We start from the raw sequence: 21,396 nt of genomic DNA, 5'->3' as shown, positions 1-21,396 counted from the left end.
CATGACCACGCCGAACAGCACGATCAACCTCTCGCGCCGCGCCTTCGTCGGCGCCGCCGCCCTCGGAGCCGCCGCGCTCGCTGCGGGCGGTCTGGAAACCGTCGCTCCCGATCAGGCCTTCGCCGCCGAGGAAGCGGGCGAAACCTACGTGTACACGTCCTGCCCCATGTGCAACCAGTCCGTGTTCTGCGGTCTCAAAGGCACGGTCAAGGACGGCAAGCTCGTGCGCGTGGAGGGCAACGACCAGCACTCCAAGCCCAAGCCGTGCCTCAAGGGACTCACCAGCCTGCAGAACGTCTACGACCCGAACCGCCTGCTGTACCCCCTGAAGCGCACGAATCCGAAGAAGGGCCTCGGCGAGGATCCCCAGTGGGAGCGCATCGGCTGGGACGAGGCGCTCTCCACCATCGCGGCCGAGTTCAACAAGGCCAAGGAAGCCTACGGCGCGCCCTCGGTGACGTTCCATTCGGGCGACCCGAAGGAGCACCTGCCTGTGTTCTGCCGCGTGGCCGCGCTGTTCGGCACGCCGAACGTGTCGTGGGGCGGCGCGCAGTGCGCGTTCGCCGAGATGCTGGCGGGCATCCTGGACTTCGGCGGCCGCACCGGCTCGCTGCCGAACGCCGACACCAAGGTGCACCTCCAATGGGGCTCCAACATCGCCTGGTCGATGTATCCCCAGCCCACTGCGTATAAAGGCATGCTCGACGCCAAGAAGGCGGGCTGCAAGTACATCGTCATCGACACGCGCCTGACGCCCACCGCCGTGCAGCTGGCCGACATCTACCTGCAGCCGCGCCCCGGTTCCGACGGCGCGCTGGCGCTGGCCATGGGCAACGTCATCATCGAGGAGGACCTCTACGACCACGACTTCGTCGAGAACTGGACGGAGGGCTTCGAGGAGTACAAGGAGTACGTGAAGGAGTTCACGCCCGAGAAGGCCGAGGAGATCACCTGGGTGAAGGCCGACGACATCCGCGCCGCCGCGCGCATGTGGGCCGAGGGCGGCCAGGGCACCATGTGGGTGAGCCCCCACTCCACCACGCATCACTCCAACGGCGTGCAGAGCACCCGCGCCATCCACCAGCTGCTCGGCCTCATGGGCTACTGGGACCGCGAGGGCTGCAACAAGATCGCCCCGGGCATCACCGGAACCGACGACTCGTCCTTCCAGCTCAAGGACGTGGCGAAGGAGCTGCTCGACCAGCGCGCCGGCGTCGAGCGGTGGCCGGTGTGGTCGGCGACCTCGACGTACTACCAGAACAACGGACTGCTCGAGTACATCAACGACGGTCTCATCCACGCCGGCGTGTTCTTGGGCACCAACCTCATGAACTTCGCGCAGACCACGCAGATCCAAGAAGCCGTGTCCACGCTCGACTTCGCCGTGGCCATCGACATCCACCTGAACCCGTGGACCCACGATTACATGGACATGGTGCTGCCCACGGCCGTGTGCTGGGAACGCATCGCGCCGTTCCAGTCGCAGCCGACCGGCCTCATCGGCAGCCAGGCCGCCATGGAACCGGCCGGAGAAGCACGCGAGGACTGGCAGATCCTGCTCGACATCGGCTGCGCGCTCGGCTTCGAGGAAGAGTGCTTCCACGGCGACCTCAAGGCGTGCATGCAGGCCTACCTCGATGCCGGCGGATCGGGCGCGACGGTCGACGACGTGCAGAACGCCCTGCCCGGCATCTACCCCCTGCCGTCTGCGGGCGAATGGTCGCCCAAGCAGTACGAGCAGAAAGGCTTCGGAACGCCGTCGGGCAAGATGGAGTTCAAGAGCGGCCTGCTGGAAAAGCTCGGCTTCGAGGGCCTGGCGAAATACGAGGAGCCGCACGTCAGCCCCGTGTCCACGCCCGACCTCGCGGCGAAGTACCCGCTGATCCTGACCACCGGCAACCGCGTGCCCTGGTACGTGCACAGCAAGTACCGCCACACGCCCTGGCTCAACCAGTTCATGCCCGAGCCCATCGTGAACATGAGTCACGAGGACGCCGAGGCCCGCGGCCTCGAAGAAGGCGACATGGTGCGCATCTTCAACCAGCTGGGAGAGGTACAGTTCAAGGTGCACGTCACCAACATGATGCACCCGGGCAACGTCGAGATCCTCCACGGTTGGGAGCAGGCGAACTCGTGCCTCCTCATCGACCGCGTGTTCGACCCGATCTCCGGCTTCCCCACCTTCAAGGACGCCCTCTGCGAGATCGAGAAGATCTAGCCTGACCACCCGCTTTCCGGGCCCCGCGCATCCCTCCCTCCCCTGCGCGGGGCCCGGAGCAACCCGGGTGGCGGGAACCTGCTCGGCGCGGGACTGCAATCACGCGTGCGAGCAGGTTCCCGCCACCGAGACGGAGGAAGGAACCGCCATGGACGAACAGGTATCCCTTGCGCTTGCCGGCCGCTGCGCGCCCTACGGGCTGCTGGCGCGGCTGTTCAACCGCGAGATAGACGAGGCCTTGCTGGAAGGCTTGCGCGCGCTGCCCTTCCCCGACGACACGGGGTCGGCCGCGCTCGACGAGGCGAACCGGGCGATGGGCTCGTACCTCGCCACCGCCGACGAGCATGCGCGCACCGAGCTGGCCGTGGACTTCGCGCGGCTGTTCGTCGTGCGCCGGCGCTCGACCCGCACCGCCCCCTATCCCAACGAGTCGGTGCACACGTCCGAGGAGCACCTCGTGATGGATCGGGCGCGCGACGAAGTGCGCGCGCTCTACCGCTCCGAAGGGCTCCGGGCATCCGACGCCGCACGGCTGGGCGAGGATCACATCGCCCTCGAGCTGGAGTTCATGCAGGCGATGGCGGAGCGCGCCGCGAAGGCATGCGACGAGGGCGACGACGCGGAGCTGCGCCGTCTGCTGGACGTCCAGGCCGCGTTCCTCGACGAACATCTGCTGACCTGGGTCCCCTCGTTCTCCGACACTATGGAGAAGACCGCGCAGACCGGCTTCTACCGCGGTTTGGCGAAGCTGCTGGTCGTTCACCTGCACGAAGATCGCGAGCTCGTGGAAGAGCTGAGGGGCTTGGGCGACTGAGCGCGGCAGGGGGCACGGAGCGAGTCGCTCCGCAGCCTTCGGCTCGCGCCGTGCGCTGCCGTTGGAACCGACGGGCAACTCCTGCTATGATGCCTCCGAAGGGGATGCGAAGGAGGGGCGAGCGTGACGAGATTCGGAATGGTCCTGGACATGGCGCACTGCACCGGCTGCCAAACCTGCGTCGTGGCGTGCCAGCAGCACAACGCCTTGCGTCCCGGCGTGGCTTGGACCTGGGTCGACACGCTGGAATGGGGGCGCTGGCCGGACGGCGACCGGGTCGCGCTGCCCCACGGCTGCCTTCATTGCGACGACCCCCTGTGCGTGAGCGTGTGCCCCACGGGCGCCAGCGGAAAGCGCGCCGACGGCATCGTGTCCGTGGCGTACGACCGCTGCATCGGGTGCGGCGTGTGCCTGACGGCCTGCCCGTACGGCGCGCGCACCGTCAACGCGCAGGGCGGATGGCATTTCGGCGCCGCGACGCCCGCACCCTACGAGAACGCCCCGACGGAGCGCTTGGGCGTCGCGGAGAAGTGCACCCTGTGCGCGGACCGCGTGGACGCGGGGCTGGAGCCCGCGTGCGTGGCCGCCTGCCCCGTGGGCGTGCGCGCGTTCGGCGATCTCGACGACCCGACCGCCGCGCTGAGCGCTTTCGTCGAGGAGACCGGTGCGGCGCGCATCGAGGGGACGGGCATGCTCTATGCCGTCGGCCCGCATGCGCTCGACGTGGAGGAGACGGTCAGGACGCGGTTCCATCGATCCTCGACCGAGGCCGGCGCGCCTGCCGACCGCACCGGCGAGGGCAACCCCGCCGTGGTGGCGGGCGCCGCCGTCGCCGCGGCGGCGCTGGCGGCTGGCGCTGGCTTGACCGCGAAGAAGAACCGGGACCGACGGGCCGAGCGCGCGTCGTCCCCCGAAGCGTAAGGCGGGCGTCCTTGTTCAGCGATTCCATCATCTGGTACCTGTTCCTCGGAGGGGGCGGAGCCGGTGCCGTCACGGTGCTGGCGCTCGCCGACCTGTTGTTCGGTCGCTGGTCAAAGCGCCCCGAGCGCGGGCGGCTCGCCTGGACGCAGGAGCTGTCGAGGCCGTTCTTCGTGCGCGGGTACCTCTTCGCCGGCGGCGCGCTGGTGCTGGGCACCCTGTGCTTGCTGCTCGACCTCGCGCACCCCGAGCGGTTCCTGTACGTGCTCGTCTACCCCACCGCGTCGGTGCTGACGTTCGGCTCGTACGTGCTGAGCGCCACCGTCGCCTGCACCGTGGCGTTGGGGGCCGTCGCGCTGTTCGGCAGCGCGCGCACGCCGCTTCCGCTCATCAGGGCGCTCGAGCTGGCTGCGGCGGCATGCGGCACGGCTACGATGTTGTACACCGGCGTACTGCTCGCGCAGATCGGTTTCGTCCCGCTGTGGGGCAGCCCGCTTCTGCCCGTGCTGTTCACCTGCTCGTCGCTGTCGGTGGGCGCGGCCTGCGCGCTGGCCGGAGCGTGGCCCGAAGCCGCCGCGAAGGGGCGCCTCATGCGGGCGTTCTCGCGCGCCGACGCCGCGCTCATCGCGTGCGAGGCGGCGGTGCTGGTCGCCTACCTAGCGCTCGCGGCGGGCGCGCAGGGTCAGGGTGCGGCGGTGGAGGCGCTCTTGCTGGGGCCGGATGCGTGGGTGTTCTGGATCGGGTTCGTCGGCGTCGGCCTCGTGCTGCCGTTCGCGCTGGACGTCGCCTTCGCGGCAACCGGCGCTTCGTCGCTCGTGGCGGTTGCCGTGCCTTTTGTGCTGGTCGGTGGTTTTTTCCTCCGATACTGCGTAGTCAACGTACAATTCGTATAGACCATGCACGGCATGATCGGGTTGGTGAACCATGGACGAGGATGAACGAGGTGAGAGCGTGGCCCTGATCGAGGTGGACGATGCGAGCGGCATCCCTATTTGGGTGCAGGTGCGCAATCGGCTCATGTACCTCATCGACTCCGGCCACTACAAGAACGGCGACCGCCTTCCCACGGTGCGCGCCCTCGCCGCCGACATCAACGTCAACTACCACACGGTCAACAAGGTGTACACCAGCCTCGAGCACGACGGCTACATCAGCTCGAAACGCGGGCGCGGCGCATTCGTCAGCAAGAGCGAGGGCGCTGACGACGAAGCGACGTCGGGGGACGCCATCCTCGTCGAGGGCATCCGCCAATGCCTCGAGCTGGGCATGACCGTCGACGACGTGGAAAAGCGCTTCGCGAAAGCGCTCGACGGATTCCGAGCCGACGCGTAGAGCGTCGCGCTCGTTTCATCTACCTGCATGGAGGACGCTATGAACACGAAATCGGGCAAGCAAACGAGCCAGGGGCGCACGCTGGGGGAATCGGCGCTCGTCGAGTCGGCCTCCGCGCCGTACCTCCCCTCCAAGGCCACGAAGAACGGCGCCGTGCTGTTCTCCATCGTGCTGGCAGCGGCGGTGTTCGCCGCCCTTTTGCTGGTGGCGTGGTTCGGACTCGGGCTGATGAACCCGTGGGTGCTGGCCGTCGCCGCGCTCGTGGCCGTGGGGCTGGCCATGACCGTCCACATCGCCATGGAGTGGGAACGCGTGGTCATCTGCCGCTTCGGCGCGTTCAACCGCGTGGCGGGCCCGGGGCTCATCTTCACCATCCCCGTCATCGAGCAGGCGGCGTGCCACGTCGACATGCGCACGGTGTCCACCCCGTTCGGCGCCGAGAAGACGCTCACGTCCGACCTCGTGCCGGTGGACATCGACGCCGTGCTGTTCTGGATGGTATGGGATGCGAAGGCGGCGTGCATCGAGGTGGAGAACTACAGCCAGGCCGTCCTCTACATCGCGCAGACCGCCATGCGCGACGCCATCGGCCGCATGAGCGTGGCCGAGGTGGCGCTGTCGCGCGAGCAGCTGGACAAGGAGCTGAAGGCGGTCATCGAGGAGGAGACGGAGCCGTGGGGCATCGCCATCCCGTCGGTGAAGGTGCGCGACATCGTGATCCCCGCCGAGCTGCAGGAGGTCATGTCGCTGGAAGCCCAGGCCGAGCGCGAGAAGAACGCGCGCCTCGTGCTGGCCAGCGCCGAGGAGGACATCTCCGAGATGATCGCGAACGCGAGCGACGTGTACGAGAACAACGACGCGGCGCTCAAGATCAGGACCATGCACCTGCTGTACGAGAGCATCAAGAAGTCGGGCGGCACCGTGGTGACCGTCCCCTCTTCGTTGAGCGACGGCCTGGGCTCGTCGGCCGAGGACATCGCGAAAGCAGTCAAGGGGAAGTAGGGGGGCCTTTCCGCCCCCCCCCCGGCGCAGGCACGCCTTACCCCCTCGCTGCGAGCTCCTTCTCGTACGAGGCGATCTCGGACAGGAATTCCTCTCCGTAGCGGGCGAGCTTCGTGGCGCCCACGCCGCTGACCTCGAGGAACTCCTCGTCGGTCGCCGGCTTCTTCGCGCACATGTCGCGCAGGGCCGCATCCGAGAACACGATGTAGGGAGGCTTGCCCGCTTCGTCGGCCAAGCGCTTGCGCAGCGTGCGCAGACGCTCGAACAGCTCGGGGTCGGCATCGCCTGTCGGCGCGCCCGACGAGCCGAACACGTGGCCGCCGCCCGCCGAGCCGCGGGCGCGCTCGGGCAATCGCCGTACGCGTTTCATCGACAGGCTGAACCCCTCTTCGGCAGCCTCGCGCGCACGCGGCCCCAGCCCCACCACCGGATACGACCCCTCGGTGATGAGCAGGTAGCCGTCCGCCGCCAACAGCTCGATCACTTCCTTCACCTGCGCGGCGGGCACGTTCACCGTGTTGTAGCAGGCGGCCTCGTCGAGGTGCATGTCGAGCAGCTTCGCGTTCTGCGAGCCGCGCAGCACGTCCACCACCATGCCCTTGCCGAAGCGCCCGCGCAGCTCCTGCACGCAGCGCATCGCCGCGAGCGCGGTGTCGGTGACGTCCATCGCCTCGAACTCGCCCGCGCAGTTCGAGCAGTTGGCGCACCCCGCGTCGGACGTCTCGGAGCCGGTTGCGCCCGGCGCGCCCGCCTCCTCGCCGAAATAGTCGAGGATGTAGCGGCGCAAACAGCCGGTGGTGTGGCAGTAGCCGGTCATGGCCGCCAGCAAACGACGGCGCGATGCGCGCACGGCGTCGGCTTCTTCGGGCGAGAGCTCCTCGTTGCCCGACTCCTGCTCGATGAAGAAGCGGCACGTGGACACGTCGCCGTCGCTCCAGTACAGAAGGCAGGTGGAAGGCTCGCCGTCGCGGCCGGCGCGGCCGGCTTCCTGGTAGTACGCCTCGATGCTGCCGGGCATGTTGTGGTGGATCACGTAGCGAACGTTCGATTTGTCGATGCCCATGCCGAACGCGTTGGTTGCCACCATGACGGGCGCATCGTCGGCGATGAACGCGCGCTGGCTCTCGGCGCGCTCGGGCGCCGGCATGCCCGCGTGGTAGCGCGCGGCGCGAATGCCGGCCTCGACCAGCGCGGCGTGCACCTTGTCGGTGTCCTTGCGCGTGGAGCAGTACACGATGCCGCTGTCGCCGGCGTGCTCGAGCGCGTAGGATGCGATGCGGGCGATCTTGCGCTTCGGATCGAGGCGTTCCACGCCGAAGTACAGGTTCGGGCGATCGAACCCGGTGACCACTTCGTAGGGATCGCGCAGGTCGAGCAGGCGCACGATGTCGGCGCGGACGCGCGCGGTGGCCGTGGCCGTGAACGCCGCCACGACGGGCCGCACGGGAAGCTGCGCGATGAAGTCGCCGACGGTCAGGTACGACGGCCGGAAGTCCTGGCCCCATTGCGACACGCAGTGCGCCTCGTCCACGGCGACGAGCGGGATGCGCGCCGCTTGCGCGAACTCGACGAACCGCGGGTCGGACAGGCGCTCGGGCGCGACGTACATGATGTCGTAGCGGCCCTCGAGCGCGCGGCGCAGCACCGTGGACTGCTGGCCGGGCGTGAGCGTGGAGTTGAGGTAGGCGCCGCGAATGCCCGCGTCGAGCAGGGCGCGCACCTGGTCGCCCATGAGCGACACAAGCGGGCTGACCACGATCGCAAGGCCGTCCATAACCACGCCTGGCACCTGGTAGCACACCGACTTGCCCGCGCCCGTGGGCATGACCGCCAGCGCGTCGCGACCTGCCAGCACCGCCTCCACCACGCCTTCCTGGCCCGGTCGGAACGACTCGTAGCCGAAGTGCTGCTTGAGCGCCTGGCGCGCCTGCGATAGATCCGTCACTGCTGCTTCCTCCCCGCCGATTCTCGGCCGTGTTTCGTGCTTCCCATGATACCGCATCCTCCCGCGAACCCGTCTTGCGCGCCGACGGGAAGCGTGTATAATGCGGGTTGTCAGCGATGCCCGTGGGATTGTGAGCTCCGGACGGGTGACGCCGGTTCGTTTCAGGGACGGTTAGGGACTACGACTCCCGCCGTCCTTTCTGTTGCTTCGACGCCTTCCGCTTTCGCTGCAACCAGTCGCAAACGGCCATTGCGCATGACGCGATGGAACAAAGTCCTGCGATCAGATTGAAACTATCCATAGGGCTTCACCTCCTTTCGAAGGCATCACCCGCCGGAAACGGACACCGATGACAGCATGATTCTAATTCGTCGGACGCTTCCTGTGAAGCAAAAGTTTTCCCAGATCAAAATATGTTTTTCGCATTTGATCCACGCTGGATTCGCGTCAGGATCGCGCCAGATCGGCGCTAGGTTCGCGTCAGATTCAAGCGCATTGCACGTTGGAACCGCGTGTGATTCGCGTGCGTTTCGCGCTAGGTTCGCGTGGGATTGCCGCTAGATTCGCGTGCGTTTCGCACCCGACGCACGCGAGATCGACGGCGGCAGAATCCGAGCCCTTCCCCATCCGGTACAATGTTTTTCATTCATCTCGCGACAAAACGCGCTGCTTGATCGTGTTCGGATCAGAAAGGGAACGAATCTGAGAAACGACCTCGACATAGCAGCACTGTTCAATCGCCACGCCAAGACGGTGTACCGGCTGTGCTACTCGTTTCTCGGCTGCGCCGCCGACGCCGAGGACGCGACGCAGAGCGTGTTCATGAAGCTCATCGACCGCCCGCGCTCCTTCAACGACGAGGAGCACGAGAAAGCGTGGCTGATCGTATGCGCCCAGAACCATTGCCGCGACGTTCTCAAAAGCGCGCACCGCATGCGGCAGACGGAGCTCGTCGACGACTACGCAGACGAGCGATCGCCGCACCGCGACGAGACGATCGACGCGGTGCTCGCCCTGCCCGAGAAGTACAAGACCTGCGTCTACCTGTTCTATTACGAGGGGTACCGCACGGCCGAGATCGCTGCCATGACCGGCGTGCCGGCCTCGACCGTTCGCAGCCACCTGAGCGAGGCGCGCTCGCTGTTGAAAACGATGCTGGGAGGCGAACGCCATGCATGACTGTCGCGCCGAATCGTTCGAATCGCAGCTGGCGAGCGCTTTCGACCGCATGGGCCCGTCCGAGGAAGCGGAACGGCGCATGCTGGCTTCGCTGCAGACTGCGAACCGGCACCGCGCGTCAAGGCGCCGCCCGACGCCGAGAATCGCCGTCGCCGTCGCCGCCTGCTTCGCGCTGCTCGCAGGCGTCGGCGCGCTCTCCCTCAACGCATTCTTCGACGGCATCGACGAGCCGCTCGGCAACAGCGCGGCACGCAGCGCGGACAACCTGGCGAGCCCCCTGTCGGCCGACCGGGCGCAAAGCGAGTCCGCCGCCGTGCCCGACGGCGACGCGCGCTACCCGTTCGTCACGCTCTCGTCGGGCGAGCAGCTTCGCGTGGCGATCGGCGACGACGGTCCCTTGACGGCCGACGAATCCTCCGTAGGGGCCGAGATCGAGCAGGCCGTCGCCGCGAACCCCCTCGAGCAGACGACGGCGCCCTGCACGGTGTTCGAGTCCGACGACCCCGCCCATCCCTACGTCGTCCGCTACGATGACGACGGCACCGCCTACTTGGCCGACCGCATCGACCTGTGACCGAACGGAGCTCGCCATGACCGCCTTCGCCGCCCGCCGCGCGCTCGTCGCCGGCATCCTGGCCACCGCCCTGGCCGCCGTCGCGCTGCTCGCCGGCTGCGCCGCCAACGACCTGCCCGACAGCGCAAACGCCAACCAGGCTCTCGGCTCCAGCTCGTCGGAAGCCGCCGCTTCCCGCCCCGCTCCCTTGCCCTCGCTCCAGCTCGGGCGCGAAGAGGACCGCCGCGCGTCGGCGGAGCCCGGCTTCGTCTCCACGGCGCGCAACCCGCGCTCCACGCTTTCCGCCGACGTCGACACCGCGTCGTACTGCAACCTGCGCCGCATGGTGGCCGACGGATGCGACTCCCTCGACATCCCCGCCGAAACCGTGCGTACCGAGGAGCTGCTCAACTACTTCGACTACGCCTACCCGGCCCCCGACGGCGACGACCTCTTCGGCGTGTCGGCGCAGGTGGGCGACCGTCCCTGGAACGACGAGGCGAAGCTGCTCGTCATGGGGTTCGCCACCGAGGCCGCCGACCGTGCGCCCTCCGAAGGATCGAACCTCGTGTTCCTCGTCGACACGTCGGGCTCGATGGACGAGCCGAACAAGCTTCCCCTGCTCAAAGACACGTTCGCCACGCTCGTGGAAGGGTTAGGCGAACGTGACCGGGTATCCGTCGTGACGTACGCGAGCGGCGAGCGCACCGTGCTGGAAGGCGCGTTCGGCGCCGACAAGCAGCGCATCCTGCGAGCCATCGACGGCTTGACGGCATCGGGCGCGACGAACGGCGAAGCGGGCCTGGAACAAGCGTACCTCCTGGCCGAACGCTCGTTCATCGAAGGGGGCGTCAACCGCATCGTCATGGCCTCGGACGGCGACCTCAACGTGGGGATATCCTCCGAAGCCGAGCTGCACGACTACGTGGAGCGCAAACGGGAAACCGGCGTGTACCTCTCGGTGCTGGGCTTCGGCTCGGGCAACTACCAGGATTCCAAGATGGAGACGCTCGCCGACCACGGCAACGGCGCATACCACTACATCGACTGCATCGAGGAGGCCCGAAGGGTGTTCGGCGAGAACCTGCGCGCGAACCTCGTGCCGCTCGCCGACGACGTGAAGGTGCAGGTGGAGTTCGACCCGGCTCAGGTGGCCGGCTACCGGCTGATCGGCTACGAGAACCGTGCGCTCGCGAACGAGGACTTCCTCGACGACGGCGTGGACGCGGGCGAGGTGGGAGCGGGCCACGCGTTCACCGTCGCGTACGAGATCGTCCCCGCCGGGGCGGTTGATGGCGCATGGCTCGCCGGTTCGATACGCTATCGTCCCGCAGGTTCCACGCAGCACGTCGAGCAGGCGTTTGAGGTGGACGGCACGGGCGACGCCGCCCAACCGAGCGACGACTGGACGTTCGCAGCGGCCGTCATCGAATGCGGCATGACGTTGAGCCGCTCGCCCTTCGCCGGCACGTCCACGCTCGAAACAGCCCATGCCCTGCTGCTCGATGCCGAGCTCACCGAGCAGCGGCGGGGATTCCGAACGCTCCTCGCCACGCTCATCGACCGCGGGGGAAGCTGCCCGCCCTTCAGTCCACCCTCTTCGCGCTAGGCGCTCAGGGCCTCGATGGCATCGAGCTCTTCACGGTACAGGTCGAGCGACTCCCAGAGGTCGACGTTGCGCTGCAAGTTGAGCCAGTACTCGGCCGACGTGCCGAATAGACGGCCCAATCGCATCGCCGTTTCCGTGCTCACCGCACGCCGCTCGCGCACGACCTCGTTCACCGACTGCCGAGACACGCCCAAACGCTTCGCGAGCGTCGCGACCGACAACCCGTAGTCGGGCATGAACTCCTCGCGCAGAATCTCGCCGGGATGCGTCGGCGTGCGCCCCCATCAACACGCGTCAATACTTCACGCTCTCGGCAAAAACCCGTCCAGCTCGGCATCGAGCTCGCCCAGGTGTTTGACGCGAGGATGCTCGTCGAGCACGCCGCGAGCCATGACCATGCGCACGTCGCGCAGCGCCTCGAGGTTGTCGAGCGGGTTCTCGTCGAGCACGATGAGGTCGGCGGCCTTCCCCTCCTCGACGGAGCCCGTCTCGTCGCCCAGCCCGAGGATGCGCGCGTTGCCGAGCGTCGCGGTGTGCAGCGCCAGCTGGCGCGAGGCGCCCACGATGCGCTCGAAGTACACCACTTCGCGCCACATGTCGTACTGCGTGATGTAGGGGCACGACGAGTCGGTGCCGATCCCCACGGGGATACCCGCCGCCAACGCCTGCTTCGCGGCCTGCACGATGCCCTCGTAGACGATGCGGCCGTTCACCTTCTGCACCTCGGTGGAGTGCGTCTTCTCGGGATCGAGCTCCACGAACGGCAGCGCCGGCGAGACGGTGCATGTCAGCGACGAAGGGCGACCAGCGCCGTTGCGCTTGAACAGGGCCACCAGCTCGTCGTCCAGCGCGGCGCCGTGCTCGATGGTGTCCACGCCGGCCTCGAGGCCCACGCGCACGCCCTCGGCGCTCTCGATGTGCGCGGCGGTGCGCAGGCCCAGCTTGCGCGCTTCGTCGCAGGCAGCTTGCGCGATGTCGGGCGCCATGCGCAGCACGCCCGGCTCGCCTTCCACCTCCGCGTCGAACACGCCGCCCGTGATGAACAGCTTCACCAAGTCGCACTTGCGCGCGAAGCAATCGCGCACGATGGCGCGCGCCTCTTCGGGCGTGGACGCAACGTGGGCGAACAGCCCCGCGCCATGGCCGCCCGGCACCGTGACGCCCACGCCGGACGTGACCAGGCGCGGGCCGGGGTACTTCCCCGCGTCGATGGCGTCGCGCACGTCCACGTCGGCGAACCCGGGGTCGCCCACCGAGCGCACGGTGGTCACGCCGCTGGCCAGCTGTTGCTGCGCATGCGCCTTGAGCGTGCGGCGCAGGTACCACATCCCCAGCGGGTTGCCCACCACCTTGTCGATGAGGTCGCCGGCCGCCCCTGCGCTCGTCGGCTTGCCCGAACCGCACAGATGCACGTGCAGGTTCACCAGGCCGGGGACGAGGTACGCGCCGGCAAGGTCGATCTCGCGCGCGCCCATCGGCCCCACCGTGGCAGCCGCGGGGCCCACGCGGACGATGCGGCCTCCGTCCACGACGACGGTCATGTTGGGCTGCGGCTCCATGCGCTCGGTGCCGTCGAGAACGGTGGCATGCGTGAAAACGTAAGCGGACATGGCAACTCCTTCGCGATCGCGATACGGCCTTGCTCGACAGTATACGCCGCTTTGCCGAGCCGGCCCGACACGCGAGACCTGTTCGCCGTAAGCATTTTTTTCGTTTTGCGAACCTATCGAGGACTCAAAAGGACGCAGCACCGACCGCTTCGGAAATCGAGCGCTTCCGACCTGCGGTTTTGCATTCGCCCTGCGAAGAGCTGTTGTCGCCGGGCCGCGCAATGTTCGCAAAACGAAAAAATTGCTTACTTCGGGCGAATTCGCGTGTCCGATCAACGTGGGCTCCCTGCGGCGCACCGCGCGCCGCACATCGCGAACGTCACGCACCCGCGAGAATGCCTCGAAGCCGTCGAGGGCTTCGTCAGCCGTTTCGAGTAGCGCCGTCGCGCTCGGCGCGCGCGACGGCGAACACGAGGTGCGGCATGTCCACGCCTCGGTAGCGCTTGACGATGGAACCCTCCGGCTCCATGCCGAGACGGCGCGCCACCCGCTGCGAGGGAAGGTTCGTGTCGCGGATGATCGAGTACACGCGTTCGACGCCCACGGTGTCGAACGCGTGGTCGCGGCAGGCCCGCGCCGCCTCACAGGCGAAGCCGCGATGCCAGAACGCCCGCTGGAACAGGTAGCCCACCTCCACGACGCGCACGCCGTCGGCATCCTGGTAGGTCAACCCGCATTGGCCGATCATGGCGCCGGTCTCCTTGAGCACGACCGCCCACAGCCCGAAGCCGTCGCGCGCGTAGCGCTCCATCTGGCGGTCGAGCCACGCCTGCGCCTCGTCGTCCGGCAGCGCGCCCTCGTAGGCGTACATGGCCTCGTCGTCCTGGAGGATGGCGCAGAGGGCGGCGAAGTCGCCTTGGTCCATCTCGCGCAGAACCAGCCGCTCGGTCTCGAGGACGAAGCGCCCGGCAGGCCGTCCCATGCTCATGGGCGCTTCCCGTCCTCGATGCCGAGGCGCGCGGCCGTCTCGGCGAGCGCCTCGGCCGTGATCGGCCGGCCCTCCCCCACGTGCACGGCCACGCACGAGAAGCTGGGCTTGTCGGCCGTGAACAGCGCCAGCTCGCGCGAAGCCGCCCGCACGTCGTCCTTCGTCATGCCCGCGCGACGCAACGGCGACACCACGCCCAGCTCGGCGAGCGCCTTGAAACCGGGGCGGTTCGCCGGGTCGTCCGTGACGTTCGTGCCGTCGGCGAGCACCTCGAAGCCGTCCTGCGCCATATGGGCGAGGATGGTTGAGAAGATGAACGTCTTGCATCGGTAGCACCGGTCGGGGCCGTTCGCGCATATCCCGTCCTGCGCCAGCACGTCGGCGTCGATCAGCTCGAGCTCCGCGCCCAGCTCGCGCGTTAGCCGGCGCGCGTCGTCGATCTCGAAGGCGGGCTGGAACGCCGTCCGCACGCCGTACGCCTTCACGTCGCATCCGGCGCGCAGCGCGGCGGCCAGCAGAAACGACGAGTCGCACCCGCCCGAGAACGCCACGGCCAAGCGCGGCGTGCGCGCGAAAAACGCGTCGAGCGCCTCGACGCCCACGTCCTGCCCGGGACCCGTCGCCGTCATGCGGGCTTCTTCTCGAACAGTTCGGCGGCGCGCCCGAGCTCCTTCACGATCTCGATATGCTGCGGGCACACGCTCTCGCACGCGCCGCAGCCGACGCACGTCGACGCAGGGCCGCTCGACGCGTTCCAATCGTAGTTCTCCTGCGCGCGGTGCTCGTCATGGTACAGCTCCAGGATGTTGAGCGACGCGAGGGCCGCGGGAATGCGCACGCCTTGCGGGCAGTTCTTCAGGCAGTAGCGGCAGTCGGTGCACGGCACGGTGTCCACGCCGTCGAGGATGGCGCGCACCCGCGCGAGCGCCTCGTCCTCCACCCGGCTCAGCGGCTCGAAGCCGTTCATGACGGCCACGTTCTCGCGCACTTGGTCGGGCGTGGACATGCCCGACAGCACGGTGAGCACCCCCGGCAGCGACGCGGCGAATCGCAGCGCCCACGACGGCAGCGACTCGTCTGGGTTCACGGCGCGCAGCACGTCCGCCGCATCCTGCGGCAGACGCACGAGCGAGCCGCCCTTGATGGGCTCCATCACCACGATGGGAAGACCGTGGGCGCGCGCCACCTCGTAGCACGCGCGCGACTCGATGGTCTCGCTCTCCCAGTCGGCGTAGTTGATCTGCAGCTGCACGAAGTCCACCTCGGGGTGGGCCCGGAGCACCTCCTCGAGCACCGCCGCCTTGTCGTGGATGGAGAAACCCAGGTTGCGGATGAGCCCGGCTTCCTTTTTCTCGCGCAGGAAATCCCACAGGCCGAAGTCGTCGAACAGGCGCGTGCGCTCCTCGCCCAGGTTGTGCAGGAGGAAGTTGTCGAAGTAGCCTGCGCCGGTCTCGCGCAGCGACTTGTCGAACATGGCGCGCGCATGGTCGGCGTTCTCCGCAAGCCACGCCGGCAGCTTCGTGGCCACCTGGAACGACTCGCGCGGGTAGCGCTCGACGAGCGCCTCGCGCAGAGCCGCTTCGGACTGGCCGTTATGGTAGCCGCGCGCCGTGTCGAAGTAGGTGAAGCCCGCATCCATGAACAGGTCGACCATCTCCTTGACCTGCTCGACGTCGATCTCCTTGCCGCCGTCGCGCTCCACCGTCGGCAGCCTCATGAACCCGAAGCCCAGCTTCCCTATCTCGTTCATCGCGATTCTCCGTTCCCCGATCATATCGTCTCAACGCGCTCGGCGTAGATATCAGCGTCCACATGCCACGAGCCATCGTCCTGCACGGTCACGTTCTGCCAGTGGAAGCGATCGTCTTCGATGGTGACGAACACCCACTTTCGCCGCCCATCGTCGACGTCCGTCAGGACGATCATATCGTCCTGCCTCCTTGCTTCGAGCCGGAACATCTTTCCCGCGTAGCCGTAGGCAACGTCCCACGCGTGCGTGCCGGGGTTGTAGACGCGCAGCGACGTGCCGTACTCGGTCAGCGGATGCGCGAGCTCGGTTCTCGTCCTGCGCGAAGGCAGGATGATCACGTCTTGGATGCCCATGCCCTCGAGCACCCGCTCAAAGATCCACTCGCCCTCGACCGAGCACGACAGGTTGCGGTCGACGTAGTCGAGCTTCCAGCTGCCGACGAGCTTGCCGAAATAGTCGTCCTCCTCGGGCAACTCCGGGCTCCTACCGTCGCTCGTCAACGCCTCGATAAAGTCGTCCATGAGCGCCAACCCCCTTCTGACCAAGCTTGCAGATACCACTTGTTTTCCCAGTTTAGCACAGGGTTCTGTATCAACATTTCTCATCCTAGCGAAGTGAAAAACCTACATGGCCGAACTACGCTAAAAAATGACAACCAGCCCGAAGGCTGGCTGTTCAATGCGTCATGACCTCAAGTTGTCGGCGAAATCGACCGATCGAGCTCACCCCCGCCGTCCGGCGCAGCTGCGCGCAGCGAAGACGGCGATTCCGGCGCAAGCAACAACCGCCAACCCCAGCATAACGACCCCGGAAACTGAAAGCGGATCACCGGTGGAAGCGAGCGGAGCAGCCGAAGGTACCGGCTTAACCGAAGCAACGGGCGTTGTATCCGCAGGGCCGATCGGGGCGGGACCCTCGGCCAGCTCCCCCACTTCAAGCGCGAACGCGGACAGGCTCGTCACCGTGATAGTGACCATGCCGTCTTTGGCGATTACGCGGTTCGAAAGGAGGTGTCCGTCGTTGAGCCGGTGCCACACGGTCACCCAATGTCCGTTAGCCTCTTCGCCGACCGGAAAGGACAGCATAAAGCTGCCGAAGCCCTCGTGAAGGGCAATGCCGTCGGCAGACAGATTGACCTCGAACACGCCGGCGAACGTTCCCGACCCCATTGCCGCGACAAGCTCATCGTAGGCCGTGCCCGAGGTGAGCTCGGCTGCGCTCAAAGCGACCGTTGCCCCATCGGGAATATTCGACCCGTTCAAAATGCCCTGCGCCTTGACTCCCACATCGCCCGCAACGGGGATCTCGACATCGGCGTTCGAGCCTTTGAACACGGCGCATATGTTCTCATCGGCAGTAACGGGCTCGTTTACATCATAAGATCCAGCAAGGTTCAGATCTTCCCCTAAACGGTAGTAGCCCTCGAAGACCCGGTCCTCGGTGCCCCCGAGATACTGCTCCGCATACGTTTGAAACGTGGGGCTATCGGAAACCGAATATCCCCTTCCTGCCGGAATGCCGAGATTCGTCGGCGGATACGAACTGCTTGAACCCGTGCTGTCTTGGATCGAAACGTCAACTCGATAGAGAGGGATGGCGTATACCGGCAGAAGCCTTACATCACGGTTGATAATGGTCGAAGAGGAAAAGAGGCTTTCTACCCTGTCCGATATGCTCGGATCGTCTTTCGGGCTATTGTAGAGGCCAACGCGCCACACGTAGGCGTGGCGGGCCGACGGATCCGAAGAAGTGGACCACTGCCATCCCAAGAAGTCCGCCTCAGCCATCATTCCAAAGTAATCCCACTCCGTTTTGCCGGGATTCGGGATATCCCCTGCAGAAACGGTGCCACCCTTCGCAACCTTTATCGACCCCGTTTCACCGAAGGTCACCGTGTAAGTGGATGGTTCCTCCTCATCCGCAAGCACGGATGCATCATTATCATCGGCAGCTGAAACGTCCTCGCCCGCCGATCCGGCGGCTCCGCCCCCATCCGCAGCGTAAGCAAAGGTACTCATTGCCAACACCACCATCGCTGCGATGAATAGCGAAGCGCAAAGCCTGGTGGCAAGCACGCAAGTTGTCGTTCTAATCCCCTTGTAAGCCATCCCGAATCCTCCCCGAAAGACAATCACGTGCGTATTTTCACAAACCATAATTAGTTTACCCTATCGCTTCGGAATTCTGCAGCGCAATCCCCGATTCAAGAGCACGTCAAGGAAAAGCGAACGACGTTCTGGAACAGGGTCGCCCTACATGACCCCTTCCATACGATACTCCATCAGCTCGGTACGGCCCTCTCGCCCGCAGACGCCCCGCATCACAATGGGGCCGTACCCTCACCTTGAGAGATTGGAGAACCCGTGTACTATTCCAGCGGAAACTACGAAGCGTTCGCCCGCCCGGCAAAACCGGAAGGCATCGAGGATAAATCGGCCTACATCGTCGGTACCGGATTGGCGGGCTTGACGGCCGCATGCTACCTGATACGAGACGCCCAGATGGACGGCTCGCGCGTGCATATATTCGAGCGCGACGCCGTACCGGGCGGTGCCTGCGACGGATGGGAGTATCCTCAGATCGGCTTCACCATGCGCGGCGGGCGCGAGATGGACAACCACTTCGAAGTGATGTGGGACCTGTTCCGATCCATCCCCTCCATCGAGGACGAGAACATGAGCATCCTCGATTACTACTATCAGCTGAACAAGCGCGATCCCAACTACTCCCTGTGCCGCGCGACGGTCAACCAAGGCGAAGACGCCGGCCTCGACAACAAGTTCGGCTTGTCCGACAAGGCGTGCATGGAGATCATGAACCTATTCTTCACGCCCGAGGAGCAGCTCGACGACAAAGCCATCACCGACTACTTCTCCGACGACGTGCTCGATTCCAACTTTTGGCTGTACTGGCGCACCATGTTCGGGTTCGAGAACTGGCACAGCGCGCTCGAGATGAAGCGCTACATCCAGCGTTTCGTGCACCACGTCGGCGGCTTGCCCGACTTCAGCGCGCTGCGCTTCACCCAGTACAACCAGTTCGAATCCCTCATCTTGCCCACGGTGAACTACCTGAAGGGCCAAGGCGTGCAGTTCCACTTGAACACCGAGGTCGTCGACGTCACGTTCTCCAATACCGAGGAGCGCAAAGTGGCCACCGAGGTGCAGACGATATGCGAGGGAGCGCCCAAAGCCTTCCACCTCTCCGAGAACGACCTCCTGTTCATCACCAACGGCAGCTGCGTCGCCAACTCGTCCTTCGGATCGCAAGACGAGCCGGCGCAGTTCAACACCGTGCTCGAACAGGGAACCGGGTTCGACCTGTGGCGGCGCATCGCCCGACAGGACCCGTCGTTCGGACGCCCGGAAAAGTTCATCGGCGATCCGGAGAAGTCCAATTGGATGAGCGCCACCGTCACAACCCTCGACGAGAAGATCGTCCCCTACATCGAGAGGATCTGCCGCCGCGATCCGTTCTCAGGCGGCGTCGTGACCGGCGGCATCGTGACCATTAAAGACTCGAATTGGCTTTTGAGCTGGACGTTCAACAGGCAACCCCAGTTCCGCGCCCAACCTGGCAACGAGCTGTGCGGCTGGTTGTACGGCCTGTTCACCGACGTGCCCGGCAACTACGTGAAAAAGACCCTGCGCGAATGCACCGGCAAGGAGATCTGCATGGAATGGCTGTACCACCTGGGCGTTCCCGAATCGCAGATCGAGGATCTCGCCGAGAACAGCGCCAACACGGTTCCGTGCATGATGCCCTACATCACGGCGTTCTTCATGCCGCGCGCCGCCGGCGACCGCCCCGACGTCGTGCCCGAAGGCGCGGTGAACTTCGCGTTTATCGGGCAGTTCGCCGAAACGCCGCGCGACACCATCTTCACCACCGAGTATTCCATGCGCACCGGCATGGAGGCCGTCTACACGCTGTGCAACGTCGACCGCGGCGTGCCCGAGGTGTGGGGCAGCGCGTTCGACATCCGCGACCTGCTGAACGCCACCACGCTCATCAGGGACGGCAAGCCCGTCACCGACATGGACATGAACCCCCTCGAGAAGCTCGCCCTGCACGAGGGGATCGAGAAGCTCAAGGGCACCGACCTCTACGGGCTGCTGGCCGAGTTCGGCGTGATCCCGTCCGACGACGCCGACGCGCCCGCGCCCGCCACCGGAGCCGTGTACCCCGGCATGCACTAAACGCCCAAGAGTCGCATAGCCCCCTGTTCAAAGGGGGCTATGCGACTTCCACGGCACCATGCGAACCTCCCAACTCGCTACCGACCCGGCTCGAGCACGTGTTCCAGGATGTCCCCGGGCTGGCAATCCAGAATCTCGCAGAGGGAATCGAGCGTGTCGAAACGCATCGCCGACACCCTCCCCTTCTTGATGCGGGAGAGGTTCGCGGGCGTGATGCCCACCTTTCCCGCAAGCTCCATGGTCCCGATTCCGCGCTCCTGCATCGCGCGCTCGAGGCGGCAGACGATGGGCATGACGCAGGCTCCTTCCTTTGCCGAACGGGTCGGAAACGCATGGCAAATGAATACCCATGTGTATTCAGGAAGAATAGTCTAGCGCATACCCTTGGAACATGGCCGGACAATTGGACAAAAGGTACGCGCTTCTGGGCGCGACGATCCGAAGAGTGCGAGAGGACAAGAACCTCACGCAAAGGGAGCTTGCGGGCATGATCGGCCAGCCTTCCTCGAACTCTTACGTTTATCGGCTGGAGAACGGGAAGATGAAGGTCAGTCTGGAGCAACTCATCAGGATAGCGGACGCCCTCGAAGTCGAAGTGCGCGACCTGATCGATTTCTAGCTTTCACCTGTTGATCTCGAAGTGCATGACGTCGTCACCCTGGACGACGCGCTCCTTGCTCTCCCGGCATAAGCGGCCCCGGCATCGCGACAGTGGCGAAACCAGACGCAAAACGAAGAAAGCGCCGGAGGAGGTAAAATACATACCTTTCGGGCGCTTTGCTACAATTCATAGTACAGTGTTTTCACTTGATGTCAATGATCTCTCGACGACGATTGACAAACCACAGATGTTTGATGCTTCGCATTTCCCGGGCATGCTTACGCAGCTCGCGCTCAATCACTACATCTGGCAGTTTCCTCATCCTATGAGAATCAAAAATGATGTTAGGCGACTGATGAAGCGCCCTGCGCAGATTCCGGTCGATGGCCCGCGCGTTGTCAGCCTTGGGAGCTTTCATTTCCCAAACAAACCCGTTGATCATCGCATCGGCAGAAGTTCTTCTGCTCTCTTCGCTGCGACGGATGAACTCCACGGTCAGCCCTGCCATGGCGAGCGCCTGAGCGGTTTCATACTCCTGTTCCCAGAGGTTGATGCCTGGGGCGATGATTATCTTCCCTTGACTGTTCTACATACTGGCCATTATACGACCATACGACCTACCTGGATATCGGTTTCGTAGGACATTGGGGTGATCCGAAATACCCTATGCAGGTCTTTCCCCGCCGTTGGGGTTCGGCTCGTCGGGAAGGGCGACGAATCCAGTACAACATTTTCACA

At 65.7% G+C, this 21,396-nt stretch carries 20 protein-coding genes and 1 pseudogene; 11 read left to right on the top strand and 10 right to left on the bottom strand.

Annotated features, from left to right (window positions below; all coding sequences use genetic code 11):
- Position 1 precedes the first annotated feature (1 nt).
- The 6 genes from C1A15_RS07200 to C1A15_RS07175 all read left to right on the top strand — a co-directional run bounded on the left by C1A15_RS07200 (position 2) and on the right by C1A15_RS07175 (position 6,284).
- Entirely contained in the window at positions 2 to 2,218 is a 2,217-nt protein-coding gene (locus tag C1A15_RS07200; RefSeq protein ID WP_101721925.1) for a molybdopterin-containing oxidoreductase family protein, read from the top strand.
- Between the two features lie 148 nt (positions 2,219 to 2,366).
- Positions 2,367 to 3,032: a TorD/DmsD family molecular chaperone gene (locus C1A15_RS07195; protein ID WP_101721924.1), complete on the top strand. Its 666-nt coding sequence runs from the start codon at positions 2,367 to 2,369 to the stop codon at positions 3,030 to 3,032.
- 123 nt (positions 3,033 to 3,155) lie between these two features.
- Complete coding sequence (locus tag C1A15_RS07190; RefSeq protein WP_146001821.1) at positions 3,156 to 3,953, top strand: 4Fe-4S dicluster domain-containing protein; 798 nt, start codon at positions 3,156 to 3,158, stop codon at positions 3,951 to 3,953.
- A gap of 11 nt (positions 3,954 to 3,964) precedes the next feature.
- Positions 3,965 to 4,843 (top strand): NrfD/PsrC family molybdoenzyme membrane anchor subunit, encoded by an 879-nt coding sequence (gene nrfD, locus C1A15_RS07185; RefSeq protein WP_180953024.1) that lies wholly within the window; start codon positions 3,965 to 3,967, stop codon positions 4,841 to 4,843.
- Positions 4,844 to 4,901: 58 nt separating this feature from the next.
- A complete protein-coding gene (locus C1A15_RS07180; protein WP_245864962.1) occupies positions 4,902 to 5,282 on the top strand; it encodes a GntR family transcriptional regulator in 381 nt (126 codons plus the stop codon).
- Positions 5,283 to 5,321: 39 nt separating this feature from the next.
- A complete protein-coding gene (locus C1A15_RS07175) occupies positions 5,322 to 6,284 on the top strand; it encodes a slipin family protein (protein ID WP_101721921.1) in 963 nt (320 codons plus the stop codon).
- 37 nt (positions 6,285 to 6,321) lie between these two features.
- On the opposite strand, the gene recQ is transcribed toward C1A15_RS07175, so the two are convergent.
- Entirely contained in the window at positions 6,322 to 8,229 is a 1,908-nt protein-coding gene (gene recQ / locus C1A15_RS07170; protein WP_101721920.1) for a DNA helicase RecQ, read from the bottom strand.
- Positions 8,230 to 8,982: 753 nt separating this feature from the next.
- Here recQ and C1A15_RS07165 point away from each other — a divergent pair.
- The 3 genes from C1A15_RS07165 to C1A15_RS07155 are packed head-to-tail and all read left to right on the top strand — an operon-like array spanning position 8,983 to position 11,570.
- The gene (locus tag C1A15_RS07165) at positions 8,983 to 9,408 is read left to right on the top strand and encodes an RNA polymerase sigma factor (protein WP_245864961.1); all 426 of its coding nucleotides are present in this window, start codon (positions 8,983 to 8,985) and stop codon (positions 9,406 to 9,408) included.
- Entirely contained in the window at positions 9,401 to 9,982 is a 582-nt protein-coding gene (locus C1A15_RS07160; RefSeq protein WP_101721919.1) for a hypothetical protein, read from the top strand. The genes C1A15_RS07165 and C1A15_RS07160 overlap by 8 nt, the downstream gene beginning before the upstream one ends.
- A 16-nt stretch (positions 9,983 to 9,998) precedes the next feature.
- Entirely contained in the window at positions 9,999 to 11,570 is a 1,572-nt protein-coding gene (locus C1A15_RS07155; protein ID WP_101721918.1) for a vWA domain-containing protein, read from the top strand.
- On the opposite strand, the pseudogene C1A15_RS07150 reads toward C1A15_RS07155, so the two are convergent.
- The 7 genes and pseudogenes from C1A15_RS07150 to C1A15_RS07120 form a co-directional block, all read right to left on the bottom strand.
- Positions 11,567 to 11,836, bottom strand: a pseudogene (locus tag C1A15_RS07150) (HigA family addiction module antitoxin); the annotation flags it as partial. The gene C1A15_RS07155 and the pseudogene C1A15_RS07150 overlap by 4 nt on opposite strands.
- A 36-nt stretch (positions 11,837 to 11,872) precedes the next feature.
- A complete protein-coding gene (locus tag C1A15_RS07145; protein ID WP_101721916.1) occupies positions 11,873 to 13,180 on the bottom strand; it encodes an amidohydrolase family protein in 1,308 nt (435 codons plus the stop codon).
- Positions 13,181 to 13,541: 361 nt separating this feature from the next.
- The gene (locus tag C1A15_RS07140; protein ID WP_101721915.1) at positions 13,542 to 14,108 is read right to left on the bottom strand and encodes a GNAT family N-acetyltransferase; all 567 of its coding nucleotides are present in this window, start codon (positions 14,106 to 14,108) and stop codon (positions 13,542 to 13,544) included.
- Positions 14,105 to 14,737, bottom strand: a complete 633-nt coding sequence (gene larE / locus C1A15_RS07135) for an ATP-dependent sacrificial sulfur transferase LarE (protein WP_101721914.1) — start codon at positions 14,735 to 14,737, stop codon at positions 14,105 to 14,107. Before larE ends, C1A15_RS07140 begins: the two co-directional genes overlap by 4 nt.
- On the bottom strand, positions 14,734 to 15,858 hold the full coding sequence (locus tag C1A15_RS07130; RefSeq protein ID WP_101721913.1) for an aldo/keto reductase: 1,125 nt from the start codon (positions 15,856 to 15,858) through the stop codon (positions 14,734 to 14,736). Before C1A15_RS07130 ends, larE begins: the two co-directional genes overlap by 4 nt.
- Before the next feature lie 20 nt (positions 15,859 to 15,878).
- Entirely contained in the window at positions 15,879 to 16,379 is a 501-nt protein-coding gene (locus tag C1A15_RS07125; RefSeq protein WP_101721912.1) for a hypothetical protein, read from the bottom strand.
- A 201-nt stretch (positions 16,380 to 16,580) separates the two neighbouring features.
- Positions 16,581 to 17,966 (bottom strand): hypothetical protein, encoded by a 1,386-nt coding sequence (locus C1A15_RS07120; RefSeq protein WP_101721911.1) that lies wholly within the window; start codon positions 17,964 to 17,966, stop codon positions 16,581 to 16,583.
- Between the two features lie 255 nt (positions 17,967 to 18,221).
- On the opposite strand from C1A15_RS07120, the gene C1A15_RS07115 reads away from it, so the two are divergent.
- On the top strand, positions 18,222 to 20,057 hold the full coding sequence (locus tag C1A15_RS07115) for an oleate hydratase (RefSeq protein WP_101721910.1): 1,836 nt from the start codon (positions 18,222 to 18,224) through the stop codon (positions 20,055 to 20,057).
- 77 nt (positions 20,058 to 20,134) lie between these two features.
- Here C1A15_RS07115 and C1A15_RS07110 read toward each other — a convergent pair whose 3' ends face one another.
- Complete coding sequence (locus C1A15_RS07110; RefSeq protein WP_101721909.1) at positions 20,135 to 20,350, bottom strand: helix-turn-helix domain-containing protein; 216 nt, start codon at positions 20,348 to 20,350, stop codon at positions 20,135 to 20,137.
- A gap of 98 nt (positions 20,351 to 20,448) precedes the next feature.
- On the opposite strand from C1A15_RS07110, the gene C1A15_RS07105 reads away from it, so the two are divergent.
- A complete protein-coding gene (locus tag C1A15_RS07105) occupies positions 20,449 to 20,676 on the top strand; it encodes a helix-turn-helix domain-containing protein (RefSeq protein ID WP_101721908.1) in 228 nt (75 codons plus the stop codon).
- A 184-nt stretch (positions 20,677 to 20,860) separates the two neighbouring features.
- Here the strand turns inward: C1A15_RS07105 and C1A15_RS07100 are convergent, their stop codons facing one another.
- A complete protein-coding gene (locus C1A15_RS07100; protein ID WP_101721907.1) occupies positions 20,861 to 21,166 on the bottom strand; it encodes a CdiA C-terminal domain-containing protein in 306 nt (101 codons plus the stop codon).
- Positions 21,167 to 21,396 lie beyond the last annotated feature (230 nt).

Origin of the sequence: Eggerthella timonensis (assembly GCF_900184265.1) — a bacterium.
Taxonomy (GTDB): Bacteria; Actinomycetota; Coriobacteriia; order Coriobacteriales; family Eggerthellaceae; genus Eggerthella; species Eggerthella timonensis.
The sequence above is the reverse complement of the archived record's forward strand: the minus strand, read 5'-3'. Positions and strand labels throughout refer to the sequence as shown.